The sequence below is a fragment of the Methylomonas rapida genome, assembly GCF_024360925.2.
In the GTDB taxonomy this organism is placed as follows: domain Bacteria; phylum Pseudomonadota; class Gammaproteobacteria; order Methylococcales; family Methylomonadaceae; genus Methylomonas; species Methylomonas rapida.
On sequence record NZ_CP113517.1, the window covers coordinates 1,106,192 to 1,123,950 of the forward strand.

Annotated in this window: 12 protein-coding genes; 7 read left to right on the forward strand and 5 right to left on the reverse strand. The window is 55.1% G+C overall.

Translation table 11 applies throughout. From position 1 onward, the window contains the following. Positions 1–17: 17 nt before the first annotated feature. Positions 18–1,091 (forward strand): lytic transglycosylase domain-containing protein, encoded by a 1,074-nt coding sequence (locus tag NM686_RS05210; protein WP_255186824.1) that lies wholly within the window; start codon positions 18–20, stop codon positions 1,089–1,091. A gap of 23 nt (positions 1,092–1,114) precedes the next feature. Here the strand turns inward: NM686_RS05210 and NM686_RS05215 are convergent, their stop codons facing one another. The 5 genes from NM686_RS05215 to NM686_RS05235 form a co-directional block, all read right to left on the reverse strand. Then, a complete protein-coding gene (locus NM686_RS05215) occupies positions 1,115–1,960 on the reverse strand; it encodes a dienelactone hydrolase family protein (RefSeq protein ID WP_269022474.1) in 846 nt (281 codons plus the stop codon). A 282-nt stretch (positions 1,961–2,242) separates the two neighbouring features. Continuing rightward, entirely contained in the window at positions 2,243–2,971 is a 729-nt protein-coding gene (locus NM686_RS05220; protein WP_255186826.1) for a response regulator transcription factor, read from the reverse strand. Beyond that, a complete protein-coding gene (locus NM686_RS05225) occupies positions 2,968–4,560 on the reverse strand; it encodes a sensor histidine kinase (RefSeq protein WP_255186827.1) in 1,593 nt (530 codons plus the stop codon). The genes NM686_RS05220 and NM686_RS05225 overlap by 4 nt, the downstream gene beginning before the upstream one ends. A gap of 5 nt (positions 4,561–4,565) precedes the next feature. After that, positions 4,566–5,141 carry a hypothetical protein gene (locus tag NM686_RS05230; protein WP_255186828.1) on the reverse strand — a complete coding sequence of 192 codons (576 nt, stop codon included), beginning with the start codon at positions 5,139–5,141 and terminating at the stop codon, positions 4,566–4,568. A gap of 12 nt (positions 5,142–5,153) precedes the next feature. Next, a complete protein-coding gene (locus NM686_RS05235; protein WP_255186829.1) occupies positions 5,154–6,611 on the reverse strand; it encodes a sensor histidine kinase in 1,458 nt (485 codons plus the stop codon). 350 nt (positions 6,612–6,961) lie between these two features. Between NM686_RS05235 and NM686_RS05240 the strand changes: the two genes are divergently transcribed. From NM686_RS05240 to NM686_RS05265, 6 genes are all read left to right on the forward strand, one after another. Next, complete coding sequence (locus tag NM686_RS05240) at positions 6,962–10,591, forward strand: hypothetical protein (RefSeq protein ID WP_255186830.1); 3,630 nt, start codon at positions 6,962–6,964, stop codon at positions 10,589–10,591. A gap of 412 nt (positions 10,592–11,003) precedes the next feature. After that, complete coding sequence (gene lexA / locus NM686_RS05245) at positions 11,004–11,639, forward strand: transcriptional repressor LexA (protein WP_255186831.1); 636 nt, start codon at positions 11,004–11,006, stop codon at positions 11,637–11,639. Positions 11,640–11,653: 14 nt separating this feature from the next. Beyond that, positions 11,654–11,803, forward strand: coding sequence for a hypothetical protein (locus NM686_RS05250; protein ID WP_255186832.1), 150 nt, complete (start codon positions 11,654–11,656; stop codon positions 11,801–11,803). A gap of 826 nt (positions 11,804–12,629) precedes the next feature. Beyond that, positions 12,630–14,051: an undecaprenyl-phosphate glucose phosphotransferase gene (locus tag NM686_RS05255; protein WP_255186833.1), complete on the forward strand. Its 1,422-nt coding sequence runs from the start codon at positions 12,630–12,632 to the stop codon at positions 14,049–14,051. Between the two features lie 170 nt (positions 14,052–14,221). Further along, positions 14,222–15,322 (forward strand): polysaccharide biosynthesis/export family protein, encoded by a 1,101-nt coding sequence (locus NM686_RS05260; RefSeq protein ID WP_255186834.1) that lies wholly within the window; start codon positions 14,222–14,224, stop codon positions 15,320–15,322. A 64-nt stretch (positions 15,323–15,386) separates the two neighbouring features. Beyond that, on the forward strand, positions 15,387–17,756 hold the full coding sequence (locus NM686_RS05265; RefSeq protein ID WP_255186835.1) for a polysaccharide biosynthesis tyrosine autokinase: 2,370 nt from the start codon (positions 15,387–15,389) through the stop codon (positions 17,754–17,756). Positions 17,757–17,759 lie beyond the last annotated feature (3 nt).

Here is a 17,759-nt window from a genome sequence, read left to right on the forward strand (position 1 = left end):
CCATAGATAACCGAACGATGAATCGAATCCTTATCAAGTTAGTCCTGTTACCTTTTGTGTTGCTGCTACTCAATGCTTGTAGCAGTACCGCGCCGGTAGCCAAGCGCGACAAAGCCACTCAATATAGGGCCATCGCACCTAAACAAGCGCCCGATTTGAATAGGCGCTACTCAACGCTGACCTATTCCGGAATATTTCCGAAGCCAGGGGCCTTGGAGCCTGCCGTGGAGTTTTGGCGTAAAACCTATGCGGTTTGGCAGCGTTCCGAAGTGGCTTATCACGACGATCGCTACATGGATGTGATTTACGAGGTCGCGACCTTACCGGGTTACGTGGCGGAGGGGTTGACGAGCGAACAAAAGCAAGTCATGAATGAACGGCGCGATTTTTGGAAGGCCCGCTTAGCCGGTCTGGAAAGCAAACTCCGCTTCAATGCGCCGTTGGATGCGCAGGACAAGCAATTGATTGCCAAACTGGAGAGCAGCGGCCGGCCTTTGACGGCCATCCTGCCCGGTGCCAGCGATCGGGTGCGCGCGCAGCGCGGCACCAAGGAGCGCTTCAAACGCGGCTTGGAAATCAGCGGTCGTTATAACTTGCAGTTTAGAAAAATCTTCCGCGATGCCGGTTTGCCGGAAGAGTTGGCGTATTTGCCACACGTGGAATCCTCGTTCCAGCCGGCAGCACGCTCATCGGCGGGCGCGGTCGGCATGTGGCAATTCACCAAGGCCGCGGCCCAAACCTTCATGCCGGGCAACGATGCGGTCGATAGACGCTTGGACCCTTTTGCGTCGGCCAATGGCGCCGCCCGCTATTTGAGTTATGCCTATGGCAAGCTTGGAGACTGGCCATCCGCACTGACTTCCTATAATCACGGCATCGGCGGCATGAAACGGGCACAAAACAGGGTAGGGCGCGATTTTGTCCGCATCGTCGAAGAATATGACGGACCGGCCTTTGGCTTTGCCTCGCGCAACTACTATGCCCAGTTCCTGGCGGCGCGCGAGATCGCGGTGAACCCAGATCCGTTCTTCCCGGAAGGCATAAGCTACGAATTGCCGGTTTCTCCGGATCAATACCTGGCGGCGGATTAGCTCGACTGGCCGCGTTTCAACTGTCAGTGATCTTGGGGCGGCAAGTGCTGTTTCAAGATCTCAGGCCATATGTCAAGCCAGCAGCAGGCATGATCGTATTCGGCATATGGCAGGTATAAGGCGCTATGTTGACTGGCGCTGAAGGATTCGATGATCCTGGCGGGCACGTTGCGGTCCTTCAAGCCCGCCATGTGTATTTGCCTAACCTGTTCCGGAATGTGGGCATCGAGCATCGGATTCAGCGAACCGGTCGGTTCCAGATAACGGTGATGCTGACTCCAGGCCCTGACATCCAGATTGCCGGCAATCGTGATGACGGTGGCAACGCGTTCGAGCCGGGGCGCGAGTAAAGTCGCCAGCGCGCCGCCGCCACTAAAACCGATCAGACTCAGGCGCTTTATCTTTCTAGCCGACACCCAGCGTTCAAGAGCTGCTTGCATGCTGGTCACCACCTCGCTGGAATAGCGATGCGAGGTCCACAGCGACTCGTTGCATGCGTTGGAACGGCTCAGCCCGTAATAACACGGCCTCCCCAATAAAATCGCCGGCGCCCGGTCTATTTTCATCATCTCTAAAATTAACGGATTTCTGGGGGTTGGGTCATCCGCGATGCGCGTACCCGATTGCCAAGGCGTGCCGTCGCCATCCAGATACACGTGTAATTCAGCGATGTGGTTGGCGTCACGGGCTTGCGGGTTGAGAAAAAAACGATGCCGGTACGGCATGCCATCCAGTTCCTGGCTGGTAAAACCTAATTCCGTAGCCGTAAGGTTAAATTTTTCCGCGGGTGTGGCGCAGCCTTGAAGTGCAGACAGGATGGATAAAAGGCTTAGCAGCATCAACGCAGAGGGTGAAAAAAAATGACTCATTTTCGGAAGCTTATTCAATAACCACCTGCACAATACACATTCTGTTCGGAATAGCCGTAACCTGCACCGAATACTTGCATAGATTATTTCATGTTCATTCCTGAATGTAAGTGACAGCTACCGGGTCGAGACGAGCAAGCGGGCAAGATTTACAATCAGCGCGATAGCTAAAGCAATCGCACTCCCCGGCATTGTTTGGGAGTGAAAAAGCTTTAGCTTTTTCCAGGTGTTCAGTTGCTTCTCTAATCATCATCGCCAAGATGTTGTCGAATATCTGGGGGGTTAGGTGGCATCCATTTTGTAGCCGTAGCCGCGCACGGTTTTCAATAACTTCAGCTCGTATTCGTCATCGATCTTGCGCCGCAGTTGCCGGATGTACACGTCGACCACATTGGTCAAGGGGTCGGCACTGTAACCCCAGACTTGTTCCAGGATGCGGGTGCGGCTCAAGACTTTGCCGGGCATGCGCATGAAACACTCCAGCAAGGCAAATTCCTTGGGGGTGAGTTCGATGGCCTGGTCGCCGCGTTTGACTTCATGGGTGGCCACATTCAAAACCAAATCGGCAATTTGCAGTTCCTTGGAATCCAGTTTGATTTCACCGCTACGCCGGCGCATCAAGACCTCGATACGGGCCAATAGTTCTTCGAAGGCGAAGGGCTTGGTCATGTAATCATCGGCGCCCGAACGCAAGCCGGTGACTTTATCCTGCACGGTATCCCGGGCCGTCAGCATCAGGATGGGGGTGTCCACGCCCTTGTCGCGCAAGCGTTCGCAGACTTCGCGGCCATTGATGTCGGGTAAGCCCAAATCAAGAATGATGGCTTGAAACTGCCCTTCAGTGCCAATGGCGATGGCGTCCTGGCCGCAACGCGCGACTTCCACACCATAACTTTCGGCTTTGAGGCCACGCTCGATGAAATCGGCGATACGTTTGTCGTCTTCCACTAACAGAATACGCATGAGGCCGTGTTCTATCGGTGCGTTGGCTTTGGCAGGGTGTTCATTCATGTCGTCGTATCCTCGTCTGGAAACATCAGCGGTAATGTCACGGTAAAGGTGGAGCCTAAGTTCTCGGTGCTGCTCACCTCAATCCGGCCGCCGTGCGCCTTCAAGATCGATCGAGCCAGCGGCAAGCCCAACCCGGAACCGTCGTCGCGAGAATGGCGAGCGTTGTCGCTACGAAAATGGCGTTCGAAAATCCGCTCCAAATCTTGCGATGGTATACCGATGCCCTGGTCGGTCAAACTAATGCATACCGTTTTGTCTTCCTGCCACAAGGCAATGTTGATATGGCTACCCGGTTTCGAATAACGGCAGGCATTATCGCCCAGGATGAACAGCACTTGCCGCAGTCGCTGTTTGTCGCCGTGGACCCAGATGGCCTGGGTCGGCGCACCAAAGGATACGGTGATCGCGCTGTCTTCGGCCATGACCTTGATGTCGTCGACGCTACCGGATACGAGTTCGGTCAGATTCATGTTATCCCATTCGAACTGAAGATTGGCGGTTTCTATCCGGGCCAGGAACAGCAAGTCGTTGACGTACTTACCCAGCTGCATCGAGAGATCGATGATGCGTTGCAGGGCGTCTTTATACTCATCCGGATCACGATCCCGGCCGCGCAAGGTTACTTCGGCCTCGCCGCGAATCACCGTGATCGGCGTGCGCAATTCATGGCTGATGTCGGCCAAAAACTCGCGCCGCTCGGTATCCATGCGCTTGAGTTCCTCGTTTAGCTGGTGCAGTTCAAACGTGCGTTCGGCCACCCGATTTTCCAGTTCGGCGCGGCCTTCGCGCAATTTTTCTTGTTGTAATTCCAGCTCGAAAGCCATTTTATTGAAATGGCTGGCCAGGTAGGAAAATTCATCCTTGCTATCCAGCGAAATACGGTAGCTCAAATTCCCCGATGCGATCTCGTTGGTCCCCTTCATCAAGGACTCCACGGGTTTTTTGACCCGTCTTAGCAGCAGGACACCGGCGCTGAAGCTGAACAATGCCGCGATCAACGAGGCCAAAATCGCCAGCCAGCGCGATTGGCTGACCAGATTTTCCAATTCCTGCTTGGTCTTGGCGGCTTTTTGCCGTTCCGATTGAATCGCGGCATCGATCAGCGGCTGGAATTTGCTGTCGATCTCTTCGCCCGAGAATTTGGACAAGGCTTGCAAGGCGCTTTCACGTTTTCCTTGTTCCCGCAAGCGCTCGACTTCGTTGAAGCGGTATTCACTGGCATCCAGGAAGGCGGTCAGATTGGCGACCCGTTCCAATTCGGCCGGTTTGTCATAATTTTCCGCGTCGTCTTCGGCGTTTTTGACGACTTCGTCTCTAAGCACCCGCATCGCATCGAACAAGCGGTGTTTTGCCGTTTCCACGCCGGCTTTCGCATTGGGTCCGCCGGTGATCAGGCGATCCATTTGTTGCTTGAAATAACGGTAGGCTTCTTGCGACAGGCGCTCATAACGCTCGAAAGCCTCGTAAGCCGCCTGGCTACGCTGAAAATGGCCGATGACCTGATTGGAACCCCAGTACATCACGGCGCCCAGCAGCAATACGAAGCTGAACGATACGGCGATGACCAAGGCCAGGCGAATACGAAACATCGCGCTTAGTTGCCTTCGCTGGTCTCATCCATTTGTTTTTCGATCGAACGGATGGCTTCCAATTTTTCCCGCAACAAACGATTTTCGTCCTTTTTCGGTTCCGGCGCTTCTTTTGTGTTCGACGCCGATCTGGATTTTTGCTTGCGTTCGTAGCTGGCTTGGCGTTTGGCTAGATTATGCAAATTCATCAACACTTGCGTATGCAAGGCAATGAAGCGTTGTAAATTTTCGTCTCGCGCGTAGGCTTGCTTGATGTTGTCGACGGCTTCCAGCAGCTTGGGAATGTCGCCGCATTCATTGGATAACAGACGGGCCACCATCAAATGTAATTGCACGCCATTGGACGGGGAGATTTTTTGCGTATTCATCAAGGATTTACAGACATCCGCCCGCGACACATCGGACATGTTCGCCATGCTGGCGCCAAAGGCCAGTAGTTCATCGACGCCGGATTGCGCGTAGGGATCGGTGTATGTGGGTACGGTGGGCTGGTTGTTATAGTTATTGGAGGCGCAGCCGGCTAGCCAAAAACCGATCACGGCAAAAGCCAGCGCACGAAGGAAAAAATACGGATAGATCATGGGTTTTTTGGTTTAGGCTTCAGGATTCAGGGGGAGTTGGACCCGTACACGCGTGCCGGGATGATCTTGGCGAGAGTCTATGATTTCGACCGTACCCTGGTGATGGTTGACGTATTCCCGCACCATGGCCAGACCGAGACCCGAGTGGTCACCCACTTTATGGTTCACGGCCGATTTGCCCCGGTAAAAGGGCTCGAACACTTGCGCGCGTTCCTCGGAGGCGATGCCCGGACCGTCGTCTTCGATCTCCAGTTCTACCTGTTCGCCGGCTTCGCGCAACATGATGCGGATTTCGCCCGCGGACGGCGAATATTGAATCGCGTTGACCAGCAAATGCTCGAACATCGCGGCTAACTGCTCTTGCACCCCTTGAAGCCGAATCGGCTTGATCAGTTTTTTGACCTTCAGCGATTTGGCTTGCAAAGCGGCTTGCTGCTTGTCCAGTACCGATTCCAGCAGCACTTTCAGATCGATCGTCTGTTTGGCGCTTGCGTCCTGTTGGGTTTGCAGTTGGCTGTAATGCTGTAACTGCTCGGATACGCCCTGCAATTTGTCGATTTGACCAACCAGTTCGCGCACGAAATCTTGTTGCGGATGAAGGACCTGTGGATTGCCGGGATGGTTCAAACGATAGGCGCCATCGCGTATCGCTTGCAAGGGTAAGTCGATCTCGCGGGCAATGTTTTGCATCAAATGTTGTTTGGAGGTTTCTAGCGCCAATAAATGACTGCGTAGCGATTCCAGGCGTTCGCCAAGATAGCGCATGTCGGTGGGACCTGCGACTTCGACGGGCTCTTCCAGTTCGCCCGCATCCAGACGTCTGATCGCGCCATCCAGTTGCTGCATCGATCGGGATAGCAATAGCAGCAATATCAACACAAAAGCCGTCGAGCAGGTCAGCAAGACCGCGCCTTTTACCATCAACCCTTGTTCCAATGACTCGGAAAGTTGCCGCAATTCGTTGAAGGTGTGTTCGACATGGGCCTCGAATTCGCGCGACAAGGTGTTGGAGGATTCGCGCAAGCCCTGAAACGCTTCGTCTAGCGGCAATATCGGCGTTTCCTCGGATTCGGCGCCAATGATTTGTTGGTAAATCAAGTTTTCCTTTTCGGACAATTCGTTGACCAGCAAGGCGATTTTGTTATCGACGTGCAGTTTCAGTAAGTCATTCAATGCTTGCCTGAAGGACGCCCGTGCCGCTTCGTACGATTCCCGCTCATAGGGTTGGCGCAGTGATGGGTCGGATAACAAGACGAACAAGCGTGCCTTGCGTTCGATGTCGGACGATTTCTGTAAGACCAGCCGAACCGTTTTGGTTTGTTCGAAGACTTGTGAATTGATGGTCCTACCCAATGCCGCCGTTTCGCGTAAGCCATAAGCCGCGTACATCACGCCCACAAACAGCGGGATCACAGCGATGGCAAAACCCAGCACGATCAGGGACTTCAGGGAAAAAAAATTTAGGTTCATCCGCATATAACGAAATTTTAACCGCTCCATGACCAGGTTGTCGTAAAAGATAAAACAATTCCTTCTTTCGCCGGTAGAAGGTCGGGATGAGGGGATATAAACCAGGAGATACAGTATTTATTCCTTCACTCCGGCCTCTCCCGCGAGGAGAGGGGGGGGCTTTTACGACAACCCCATGGTGGGGGCTGCCGTGGTTTTTCAGCTAAGCGACAGCGTTGCCGACTGCTCGGGCGAAATGCAATTCCAGTTTGTTATGGGCAGGGGATTAATCGGTTTGGCGCGTCAGGAGCTATGATACGACGAAATTCGTTAAGTTTGTGATCTTGTTGGTTTACCGGGAGTTTTTGGCCATGAAGCGATTGATTGCCGTTAATCTGGTGTTGCTGCTGGCGATGCATTGGCCGTTGAGTGCAAAGGAGGTTTTGACCTTGCCGGTAAGCGCCTCGGCGCAATGGCCCGTGATATTGCTGGATTTGGGGCAGCAAGCCGCGCTTGCCGAAGACAGCGCAACCCGCATCGCGATGGGCGAAATCTCATCCAGGCAAGCGGTCAGTTCGGTAGAAGTTGCCGATCAAGAAATCAACGTGTTCCATCCGGGATTTGCTGATTGGTCGGTGGCTTTTAGATTCAGATTGAAAGACCCGCCGCAAACGAAGGCGTATCGATTCTGGGCGCGTTGGCGTCAGGGAGGCGAACCTGACGTCTGTATACAAACTTTTGAAATTTGGGCCGGTCCCGATGCCGAGCATTTACGCAACAGTGGAACCTTTGCGCTGAAACCCAAGGGCTGGCAGGCCGCGTGGATAGGCGGAGAGTCTTTGGTCGCTTTGCAAGCCGAAGACAAGGTCATCGAGATTCGCAACAGTGGTGCCGGGCAGGATGTCAAAGTGTTCGATGCGTTTTTATTAGCGCCGCCCTGGGCTGCTTTGCCCGTCGCAGCCAGTGTGGATAAGCCGTTGTTGTTGCTGGAATTGGGCCAGTCGCCGTTATTGGCAGGCCTGGAAAATAACCCAGCCGTGCAGGTTTTTATCGGTAGTGCCAGTTCCGGTATCGGTGCCGAGTCGTTGTTGACAGAAACCGACGAGGTACAGGTTTTTCATCAAGGCTTCGGCGATTGGCGGGCCAATTTTCGCTTTGAACTGGAGCCTTCCATCCCCGCCGGCCGCTACCGGTTTTTCGCCCGTTACAAAAGCGGCGGCGAAGTCTCGCAAGTGATGCAGCGATTTACGCTCAAAGCGGGGGCAAATCCCGAGCATTTGGCAAACCGCGCGGAATTGTCGAGCCTCAACGATACCCCGTGGGAATATCAGTGGCTGGAAGCCAGAGACAGCCTCACGCTATTACCCGGCGACCGCTGGCTGGAAATCAGCAACAGTGGCCAGGCCGATGGCGCCAAGGTCTTCGATGCGTTTTTGCTGCAAACAGAAGCGCCGGCGGCGGACTGGATGAGCGTGGAGCAGGCTCAGCTTCGCAACCGTTTTTTGGCCCTGGTCAAACAAAATCCCGCCGCAAAAAGATATTTGTACGTGCTGGATGGGCCTGGAAAAAACGGCGACACCTTGTTTGCCGGCTTGGCGGCCCGGGAGACGGAAAAGCACTATGAAAACCTGTCGGTAGCCTATCTGATCGGCGAACCAGCCGAAACCATGGCCCAGCAATTGAATATCAACAGTTTGCCGGCGGCTATGATCAGCGACGCGAATGACACGCTGCTGGGAATAGTGTCTCAACCCAACAGCGAAGCCGAGGTATCGCGGTTTTTAACCGACCCGGAAAACGGCGGCTATATGCCAGCCCCGCTGGCCGTCAAGGCGGATACGCCAACGCCGATGAAACGGGGCAAACCGGCCGCATGGCTGGTGGGTGGTTTGCAGGATGGTCTGGCCGGCGTTTCGGTAGCCGGTTTGGATGGCGAAACCATCCTGAGGCCCAACCCAGGACAGCCTTATGTGAGCCTGAAAATGCAGGGCGGGGAGATGAAAACCTGGCAGCCGGCGCAAACTCAAAACGACGGCAGCGTGGATATTTTGAAGGCCGTGCCGCATGCTTATGGCTGGTCGCGCGGTACGGGTTATGCCCTGCTTTATCTGCACGCCGACCAAGCCCAATCGATTGACTTGCACTTGCAGCAATCCGGTATCAAGACGCAGGCTTGGCTGGATGGCAATTCGCTGGCGCTTGACCAAGATCCCAAGCCGCCGACGGTTTTTTTGTCAGCCGGTGAACGGCTCAAAACCGTGCTGAAGGGTTTGACGCCGGAAGGTCTACTGGCAACGGCTCTGGCAGAGCAACAAGAACCGCCAAGGCTGGCAAAACTCGAACTGGCGCCCGGTTGGCATAGCCTGTTATTGAAACTGATCATGCAACACGATGCAGGCCAGCGTTTTTTCTTCAAAGCCTTGTTCACCGATGAACAAGGCCAAGCCATTGAAGACATGCAAACTCAACTCAGCGACCCCTCCGCCGAATTGAGTGTGCAGCAGATTGCCGCGCAGTTGCGGCCGCTGATGTTTGTCGATGCGCCGGCCAATTTGCCTCACCCCGGCGACGCCATCAAGCTGCGGCTGGATCTGCGCTGGCACCCCATATTGGAACAGCCGCGATTACCCATACCATTGCCGCGGTTCAAGTCCAGGCTGCAATTGCGGCTGGTGGACTATAGCGGTAAACAAATCGCGCAGCGGGAAATCACCGATCTGTTTCCGGGGCAAGTCGAGGTGGATTTCGGCCCCATCGAAGCGCCCGGTTATTACGCGGTATATGCCTCGTTATTCACGGAAGACGGCCATCTGATCATGCATTATCCGGCCGATGGTTTTTCGGTAGTGCGGGGAAGCGCGGAACAAAAGCTGCGGCTTCAGCGGAAAAAACTCTGGAATAACGATTATTATGCCCTGGCCGATGGCGATAAAAGTTTTTCCAGGGCTGGCGACTATTTTGTCTGGTTGCAGCGCATGGGCATTTTCAATAGTTATGGCGGCTATCCGGGCTTTGATCAGCAATACCGGTCGCAATGGCAGCAGGCCAGGCAATTGGGCTTGCAGTTGTTCGCGGATTCCGCCGGTGACAGTCATTGGTTGAATGACAAGCCGGAGCAGGGCGCTGAATTCATTCGTGCGGCGGCGCCATATACCCGTTATTTCAAGGCCAGCAACGAAATCGATATTCGATACGAAGCCGAATGGCAAAACCTGCGCGATCCCAAGCATTGGGTGGAACGGGCCAAACGTGAATATGAACAAGTGCATCGGGTACGACCGGATGGGCATTATGTCGGCGGCAGTCTGGTGCGGCCAGGGGAGGGCGAATGGTTTAAGCAGGCACTGCAATTGGGCCTGGATCGCTATCAGGATGCCTGGGACGTGCATGCCTATCCGCAAAAATCGCCCCGCTTCGGCGATCCCCTGGGCAATGGTGCCTTGGAGGACGAGCGTGGGGTATTGGCGGCCTATGCCAGTCTGGGCAAAAAAAATAGCCTGCCGTTCTGGCTGGGCGAAACCGGCGCCAAAGCCATGCACGGTCTGACCGGCCGGCGCTGGCAGGCAGAGCAGACGGCCAAGATGATCGCCTGGGTCAACAGCCGTAATGATTATCTGGGCCTGGCTTTTTGCATCGCGCATGAATACGACCAGGCTTATGGTCGCCTCTGGGATTACTCGATGGGCCATAAACCCGGCGAAACGGCTTTGTACACGGCCAGTGCCTTGATTGACGGTTTGCCGTACCAAGCGGTCGATACCGCTGATGCCGCTGTGCAGGCCGGCCTGTTCGGCACGACCTTGATGATCTGGCGTGATGACGACAAAAACACGGTTTGGCCGTTGCGGCTCGACCCGGAGCAGGCCTGGCTGGTCATCGACGTGGTGGGCAGTGTCCATCCGCTAACGCTGGATGCATCCGGTCATGCGGGCATCGCTATTTCGGCCAGCCCGGTCTATGTAGTGACTAAGGCCGAGTATGAAAAACTGACTCGGTTTTGAGGGCAGAATGTTTTCTGTGGGAGCGACGCCCACGTCGCGACGAAGGCGTCGCTCAATGACTTTCAGAATAACGCTCATGAAGGCTGTGCATCGCACCGGCAAATGAAAATAGTCTTCAGGGTAAGGTTGCTTGCCGGACAGGCCGCCGTGAATACATCCATGTAGGTTCGACGGCGGCATCCTTGCCGCCGACGCCTGTCCAACAAGCAACCGCACCCTCACATTTTGCTACTTTCAGAGTAAAGATCAGTTGAGCCTCGAAAAATCCCGTTTGTCCTGAATTTGTCGAAGGGTGAGAGGGATTTTTCAAGCATCATCCGAGGACATGCGTCGAATGTCTACAAAAGTTCCCTAGTTGTTCTTTTCTTGGTGTTGTGTTATTTTTCGAAAAAACAATTACAGAACATTAGACATGCATGCCTTGACCCGAAAACAACGCGAGATCCTCGATTTTTTGCTGCAGAACCAAGCTGCCTTCGTGCATCCGCCCTCGTTGCAAGAGCTCTGCACGGCGCTGGGTTTGAAGTCGCGCGGTTCCCTGCATTTTCTGATGCAAGGCTTGGTCGAGGCCGGGCTGGTCGAGCCGTTCGACCGCAAGCATCGAGGCGTCCGGCTGACCGAAAAGGCCTTGGACACTGGCAAACACCGGAAAACCACGCAGCATTCGGTGCGTTACGTCGGCAAGATTGCCGCAGGCCGGCCCATCGAGGCGATCGCCGACGAGCGCTACATGGTGATTCCGGACGAACTCAAGACCGAAAATCCTTGTTACATCCTGAAGGTGCAAGGCGATTCGATGATCGAGGCCGGCATCTACGACGGCGACTGGGTCGTCATCGAACAGCGCTGCCATGCCCGCAACGGCGAGATCGTGGTAGCCCTGGTCGACAAGGCCGAAGCCACTTTGAAATACATCGAGCAATACCCGCACGAAACCCTGCTCATCCCCGCCAACTCCAAGATGGAAGCCATGCGTTACAAGCCGCAGCAGGTGGAAATCCAGGGCGTGTTGGTGGGCCAGATGCGCAGCTACAAGCGTCCACACTAGATAAGGAGCACACCATGAAACGTCCACTCGTCCACATGCGCGACCAAAAAGCCAGCTTGATAGCGATGGAGAAACACCGCAGGCAACAAGCCATTCAAGCGGGTTTGGAGAACTTCCTAATGGTGATCAGTATTTGGGTGATGGCCTTTGTGGCGTTGTCTTGATGGATGCGCGCAGCGACAATGTCAACTCGGTTGAAGTGATTGGATTCCTTGATCCTGAAAAATCAGTTGGAGTGCGTGGAATTCGCTCGTGCTGAGGCCTTCGACTAGGCTCAGGGCGAACGGGATTTAAAATGCGCAACTGTTTACGCTGAAAGTCATATTGGGCCAAGCGCCGGAAGATTTGGAAAAAGCTAAGGATTTGGTTGAGAATAATTTTCCGCACTCCGGGATCATCGTTCCCATGCTCCGCCTCGTTCCCACGCTCTCGCGTGGGAATGCAGACCGGCATGCCCACGTCAGCAACAGCTTCATACTTGCGCTCGGGCTCCGCATGGGCTCCCACGGAGGACCGTGGGAACCAGAAAATAGCCCTCAATCATCAAGAGCGATGCTCGACAAGTTTGTTTGTCGAGCAATCAGGCAAAAAGCTGGGCTTCGCAAGACACCTTTTTACGCACCTCGTTATACATAAATGTCGTCATATCCGCCAATAAGCGGGAGCCAGTGCCAGGAATGGTGAGCTCAAAGCATCTCTGTCGCCTGGATTCGCTAACGCGGTCTTACGGTGCTGGCAATCCCTCGGAATGAGCTTGTGGCTGAAACATCGTTGTTATCAGAAATGGGTTTCTAGCGGCAGTTTTGGCTCGGTCGCCAATGATTCGATGCCCGCCGGCAGGATTTCATAAAACTCTAATCCGGCACTCATCCAATCTTAATTCAATCTGCAGTTTCCTCTCATCTTGCTTCTGTAATCTGTGTTTCCAAGGCTGGCGGCTCGGGGTCGCCCGTCATCACTTCACATAGACAATACAGAGGTTCGACCAATATGCCACTCGGTTTGGGAAATATCTTCAACGGGCTGTTCAAGCAATACGGGCACACGGTGATCCTGTTGTTGAGGGTTATCGATGTGGTCATGTTATTGGGCGCGGCCTGGCTGGCGCATTATTTTTGGTTGCATGACAGCGTCATCGATCAGCATTACCGCTTCGTGATTGCCCTGGGTATCTTGGGCGCGATCATATTTTTCGAGATCGGCCAGGTGTATCGGCCGTGGCGCAATGACGCGATGCGCGGCGAAATTCCCCGCATCATCAGAGCCTGGTTGCTGGCCTTGCTGACGGTGGTGTCCATCGTGGCCCTGGTCAGATTGCATTTTTGGTTTGGTTCCAGTTATCGCTGGATCGCATCCTGGGGCGGGTTGGGGCTGTTCTTCGTACTGGCGGCCCGCGGCGTGCTGGCGCAGGTGTTGAAGTGGTTGCGTGCACGGGGCTGGAGCCAGGGGCGCATCATTCTGGTGGGTTTGAATCAGATGGCCGTCGCCGTAAGCCGGCAATTGAATCACTCTTCCTGGGCCGGTTTGCAGGTGATTGGTTATGTCGATGACCGGGCCGATGACAGGCTGGCGGTGGCGGATTATTCGCTGCCACGCCTGGGCAAGTTGAGCGATCTGCCTCGTCTGGTTTCCAGACAAGCCGTGGATGAAGTCTGGGTGGCGTTTCCCGGCGCTTCGCTGGCCGAGCGGGTGCAGCATGAATTACGCCATTTGCCGGTCAGCATTCGCCTGGTGATCGATTGCTTTGCCTTCAAACAAAGCAAATTCCTCAGTCTGAACACGGTGGCCGGTATCCCGACGCTGGATGTCTCGGTGTCGCCGCTGCATGGCGTCAATCGCTATATCAAGGAAATCGAGGACCGCTTGCTAGCTTTGTTGTTGTTGCTGCTGATCAGCCCGTTGATGCTGGTCATTGCGATTGGCGTGAAACTGAGTTCTCCGGGCCCGGTGTTTTACAAGCAGGTCAGGGTAGGCTGGAACAATCGCAAATTCACGATGCTGAAGTTTCGTTCGATGCCGGTCGATGCCGAGGCCAAAACTGGCGCGGTCTGGGCCAGGCCCGGCGAAAACCGTGCAACCCCGTTTGGGGCCTTCCTGCGCAAAACCAGTCTGGACGAGTTGCCGCAGCTGATCAATGTGCTCAAGGGCGACATGTCGCTGGTCGGCCCGCGCCCTGAACGGCCGGATTTCGTCGAGGTGTTCAAGGATCAAGTACCCAATTACATGAAAAAACACATGGTCAAGGCCGGTATTACCGGTTGGGCCCAAGTCAACGGCTGGCGCGGTGATACCGACCTGAATCGCCGCATCGAACACGATCTGTATTACATCCAGCATTGGTCGGTCTGGTTCGATCTGGAGATTGCCTTTCGCACCGTCTTGACCGGTTTTATCAATAAAAATGCCTATTAAGGACATCGCCATGAATAACTTGCCGGAATTTAGATTGTTCCGAACCACAAGATTGTTGCTCCCCTCTTTGACAAAGAGGGGTTGGGGCAGATTTTTAAATAAATCTCGCTTGATCCCTTTTTTTCAAAGGGAAAAGTTATTTTTAGCCCGATCCTAAGGAAATCTTTGCCATGTTTAGACTGATTCCCATCATGCTGGTTTTACTGTTGCCAGGCTGTTTCCTGGCACCGGGTATGGATATGCAGACCGATGGCGACTTGACAGAAATCGAGCTGCCGACCATGAAGGGCGGGCAGTTGGTCAAGGAGAAAACCCGTATCCAGCCGATCACCGCCGATTTGATCATCGAGCGTGAAGTCGCGCGGCGGCAAGCCGTCAACAATCTACCGCCGATGGACGAAACCCGGACCAGTTATCGCATCGGTCCGCAGGACAGGTTGCAAATCACGGTATGGGAGCATCCCGAACTGAACGATCCCGGCGGCGAGAAAATCCTGCCGGAACTGGCCGGCAAGGTCGTGGACGATAACGGCGATTTGTATTACCCCTATGTCGGCACCCTTCATGTCGGCGGCAAGACCGTCACCGAAGTGCGCGAGGAATTGACCCGCGAACTGTCCAAATATTTCAAAAAGGTCAAACTCGACATTCGCGTGCTGTCGTTCCAGGCTCACCGGGTCGCGGTGGTCGGTGAAGTCAGAAATCCCGGCATCGTTGCGATGACCGAAACGCCGTTGACGGTGGCAGAAGCCATCAGCAGGGCCGGCGGCGCCACGCAAGATTCCGATTTGAACAACGTCGCGCTGGCCCGCGGCGGCCAGTTGTACAAACTGGATGTGCAAGCCTTGTATGAAAAAGGCCTGACCACGCAAAACCTGCTGTTGCGGGATGGCGACGTGCTGAACGTCGGCGATCAGAAAGACAGCAAGGTTTATGTGATGGGCGAGGTCGGCCGGCAGCAGGCCATCCAGATCAACAAGGGCCGGATGAGTCTGGCTCAGGCGCTGGCCGAAGCCTATGGCGTCGATTTCAACACCTCGCGTCCCGGCGATATTTACGTGCTGCGCGCTGGCGACATGCAGCCGGAGATTTTCCAATTAGATGCCGAGTCGCCCGACGCGATGATCCTGGCCGAGCAATTTCCGCTGCAGCCGCACGACACGCTATTCGTCGGTACGGCCGGCGTCACGCAATGGTCCAGGGTGCTGAATCAGATTCTGCCGGGTTCGTTCACCGCCATCATGTCGCAAGCCGCGATGATGGGGATGTGATGCCAAGCGAAAGAGAAAGGACAAAAGACGACATTTCTTTTAAACGCATCGAACTATGAAAACCATGTATCCACAAAATGAAGCCACGCCGGTGATGCCGCCTCTGAATCCCGTGATGATGCAGGAGCCTGGCGTCAGCATCCGCGATTATGTCGATCTGTTGATCGAGGGCAAGAAGACGATACTGTTCACGTTGGTCATCGTGCTGAGCGTGACGATGATTTATTTGGTTTTGGCGCCGCGCACTTACAAGGCCGATGCGTTGCTGCGCATCGACAAAAATAAAGCCTTATTGGCGGCCAATTTGCGCAGCGAGGGCAATGGTACGCCAACGGAAGCGGAAAACCCCAGGGCGCAACGGGAAGTGGAAATCCTGCGCTCGCGTTCGGTACTGGGCAAGGTGGTGGAGGATTTGAATCTGGTCGTGGAGGCGTCGCCACGATACTTTCCCATCATCGGCGAAACCCTGGCCCGCAAGCACGACAAACATGAGGGCGTAGCCGGCGCCTGGTGGGGATTCAGCCGTTGGGCCTGGGGCGGGGAGAAACTGAAAATCGAACGTTTCGAGGTGCCCGATCGTTACCTGGACAAGGCTTTTACATTGGTGGCGCTGGAAGCGGGGCGTTTTCAATTATTGAGCCCTAAGGGCGAGGTGCTGGCCGAAGGCTTGCTCGGTGAAACGCTGACCGCCGACATCGGCGAAGCCAGTCCCGTCGTCGTCAACGTCGCGGCTTTGCAGGCGCATTACGGCACCGAGTTCGAGTTGCGGCGCAAAACCTCGCTGGCCGCCATAGAAACCCTGCAAAAAGCCTTTTCGGTCAAGGAAGTGTCCAAGGATACCGACATTCTCAGTGTCGAACTCAAGGGCAGCGATCCCGAGCAATTGGCCAAATCGGTCAACGACATCGCCAGTATTTACGTCAACGCCACCGTGAATTGGGAATCGGCGGAAGCCTCGCAAAAGCTGAATTTCCTGGAGAGCCAGCTGCCGCTGGTGAAGGAAAATCTGGAAAAAGCCGAGCAAGCCTTGAGCGCTTACCGGCAGCAACATGGCGCGGTGGATATTTCCGCCGAAGCCGAGATCCTGCTGAAACAGGCCTCGGAGATGGAAACCTTGAACATACAGCTCAAGCAAAAATACGACGAGCAAAGCCAGCGGCTGGAGTCCGAGCATCCCGACATGATCGCGACTAATGCGCAAATCCGACGGGTGAGCAATAAATTGGCGGCCCTGGAAAAGCGCATCAAGGACTTGCCGAAGACGCAGCAAAACATGGTCAGCCTGTCGCGGGATGTGCAGGTCAATACCGAGCTTTACACCTCGTTGCTGAACAGTGCGCAGGAACAGCGCATCGCGGCGGCCGGTTCCCTGGGCAACTCGCGTATCGTCGATTTCGCGGTGATTCCGGAAAAACCTTATTGGCCCAAACCCGGTTTGTTGTTGGCGATCGCCGGTTTGCTGGGCATGAGTCTGGGCGCGGCGCTGATATTTCTGAGACATTCATTGCAGCGCCATGACAACTATCCGGCCTTGCTGGAATACCAGGTCGGCTTGCCGCTGTTCGCCGCCATTCCGCATAGCAAGAAGCAAAGACGCTTGGCGCGCCTGCTGGATCAGGGCAAGGAGCGGGATACGGCGATTCTGGTCAGCCACGATCCGCTGGATATTTCCGTGGAATCCCTGCGCGGCTTGCGCACTACGCTGGAAGCGACGCTGGCCAGCGATGAAAGCAAGGTCATCATGGTCAGCAGTCCGGCGCCGGGCATGGGCAAATCCTTCATCAGCACCAATTTGGCGGCTCTGCTGGCCAGCATACGCAAGCGGGTGTTGATCATCGACGCCGACATGCGCAACGGCCGCCTGCATGAAACCTTTGCCATTGCCAAGCAACCGGGTTTGTCCGATCTGCTGTCCGGCAAGGCCAGCCTGGGCGACGTGATCGTCAGTTTGCCGGAGATAGGCGTGGATTTGATTCCCAGGGGCGAGATGGTGCTGAATCCGGCGGAATTGTTGGTGCTGGGCGACCTGGCCGATACCTTGGAGCAACTGAAAAGCTTTTACAACCATATCGTCATCGATTCGCCGCCGATCTTGGGCGCCACCGACGCGGCGATCATGGGCAAGCATTGCGATGCCACCTTCCTGGTGGTCAAGGAGGGCCGTTACACCGCGCAAGAGCTGGAGGTCAGTTTCAGGCGCTTGCAGCAAGTCGGCGTGAAACCCAACGGTTTCATCATCAACGACATGAAGGAAGGCTCGTCTTATTACCCGTACTACGGCTATGCCTATCAGCGGGATGACATGCGACAAAAACAAACCACGGCTTGGCAGGCGCGCTTTCAAAACCTGAATGACTGGATGGGGCGGCAGGACGCCGAGTATTTGCCCGTCGCCGACGACGCAGAAGAACTTCACGACAGCATCAGGGCCTAGTGC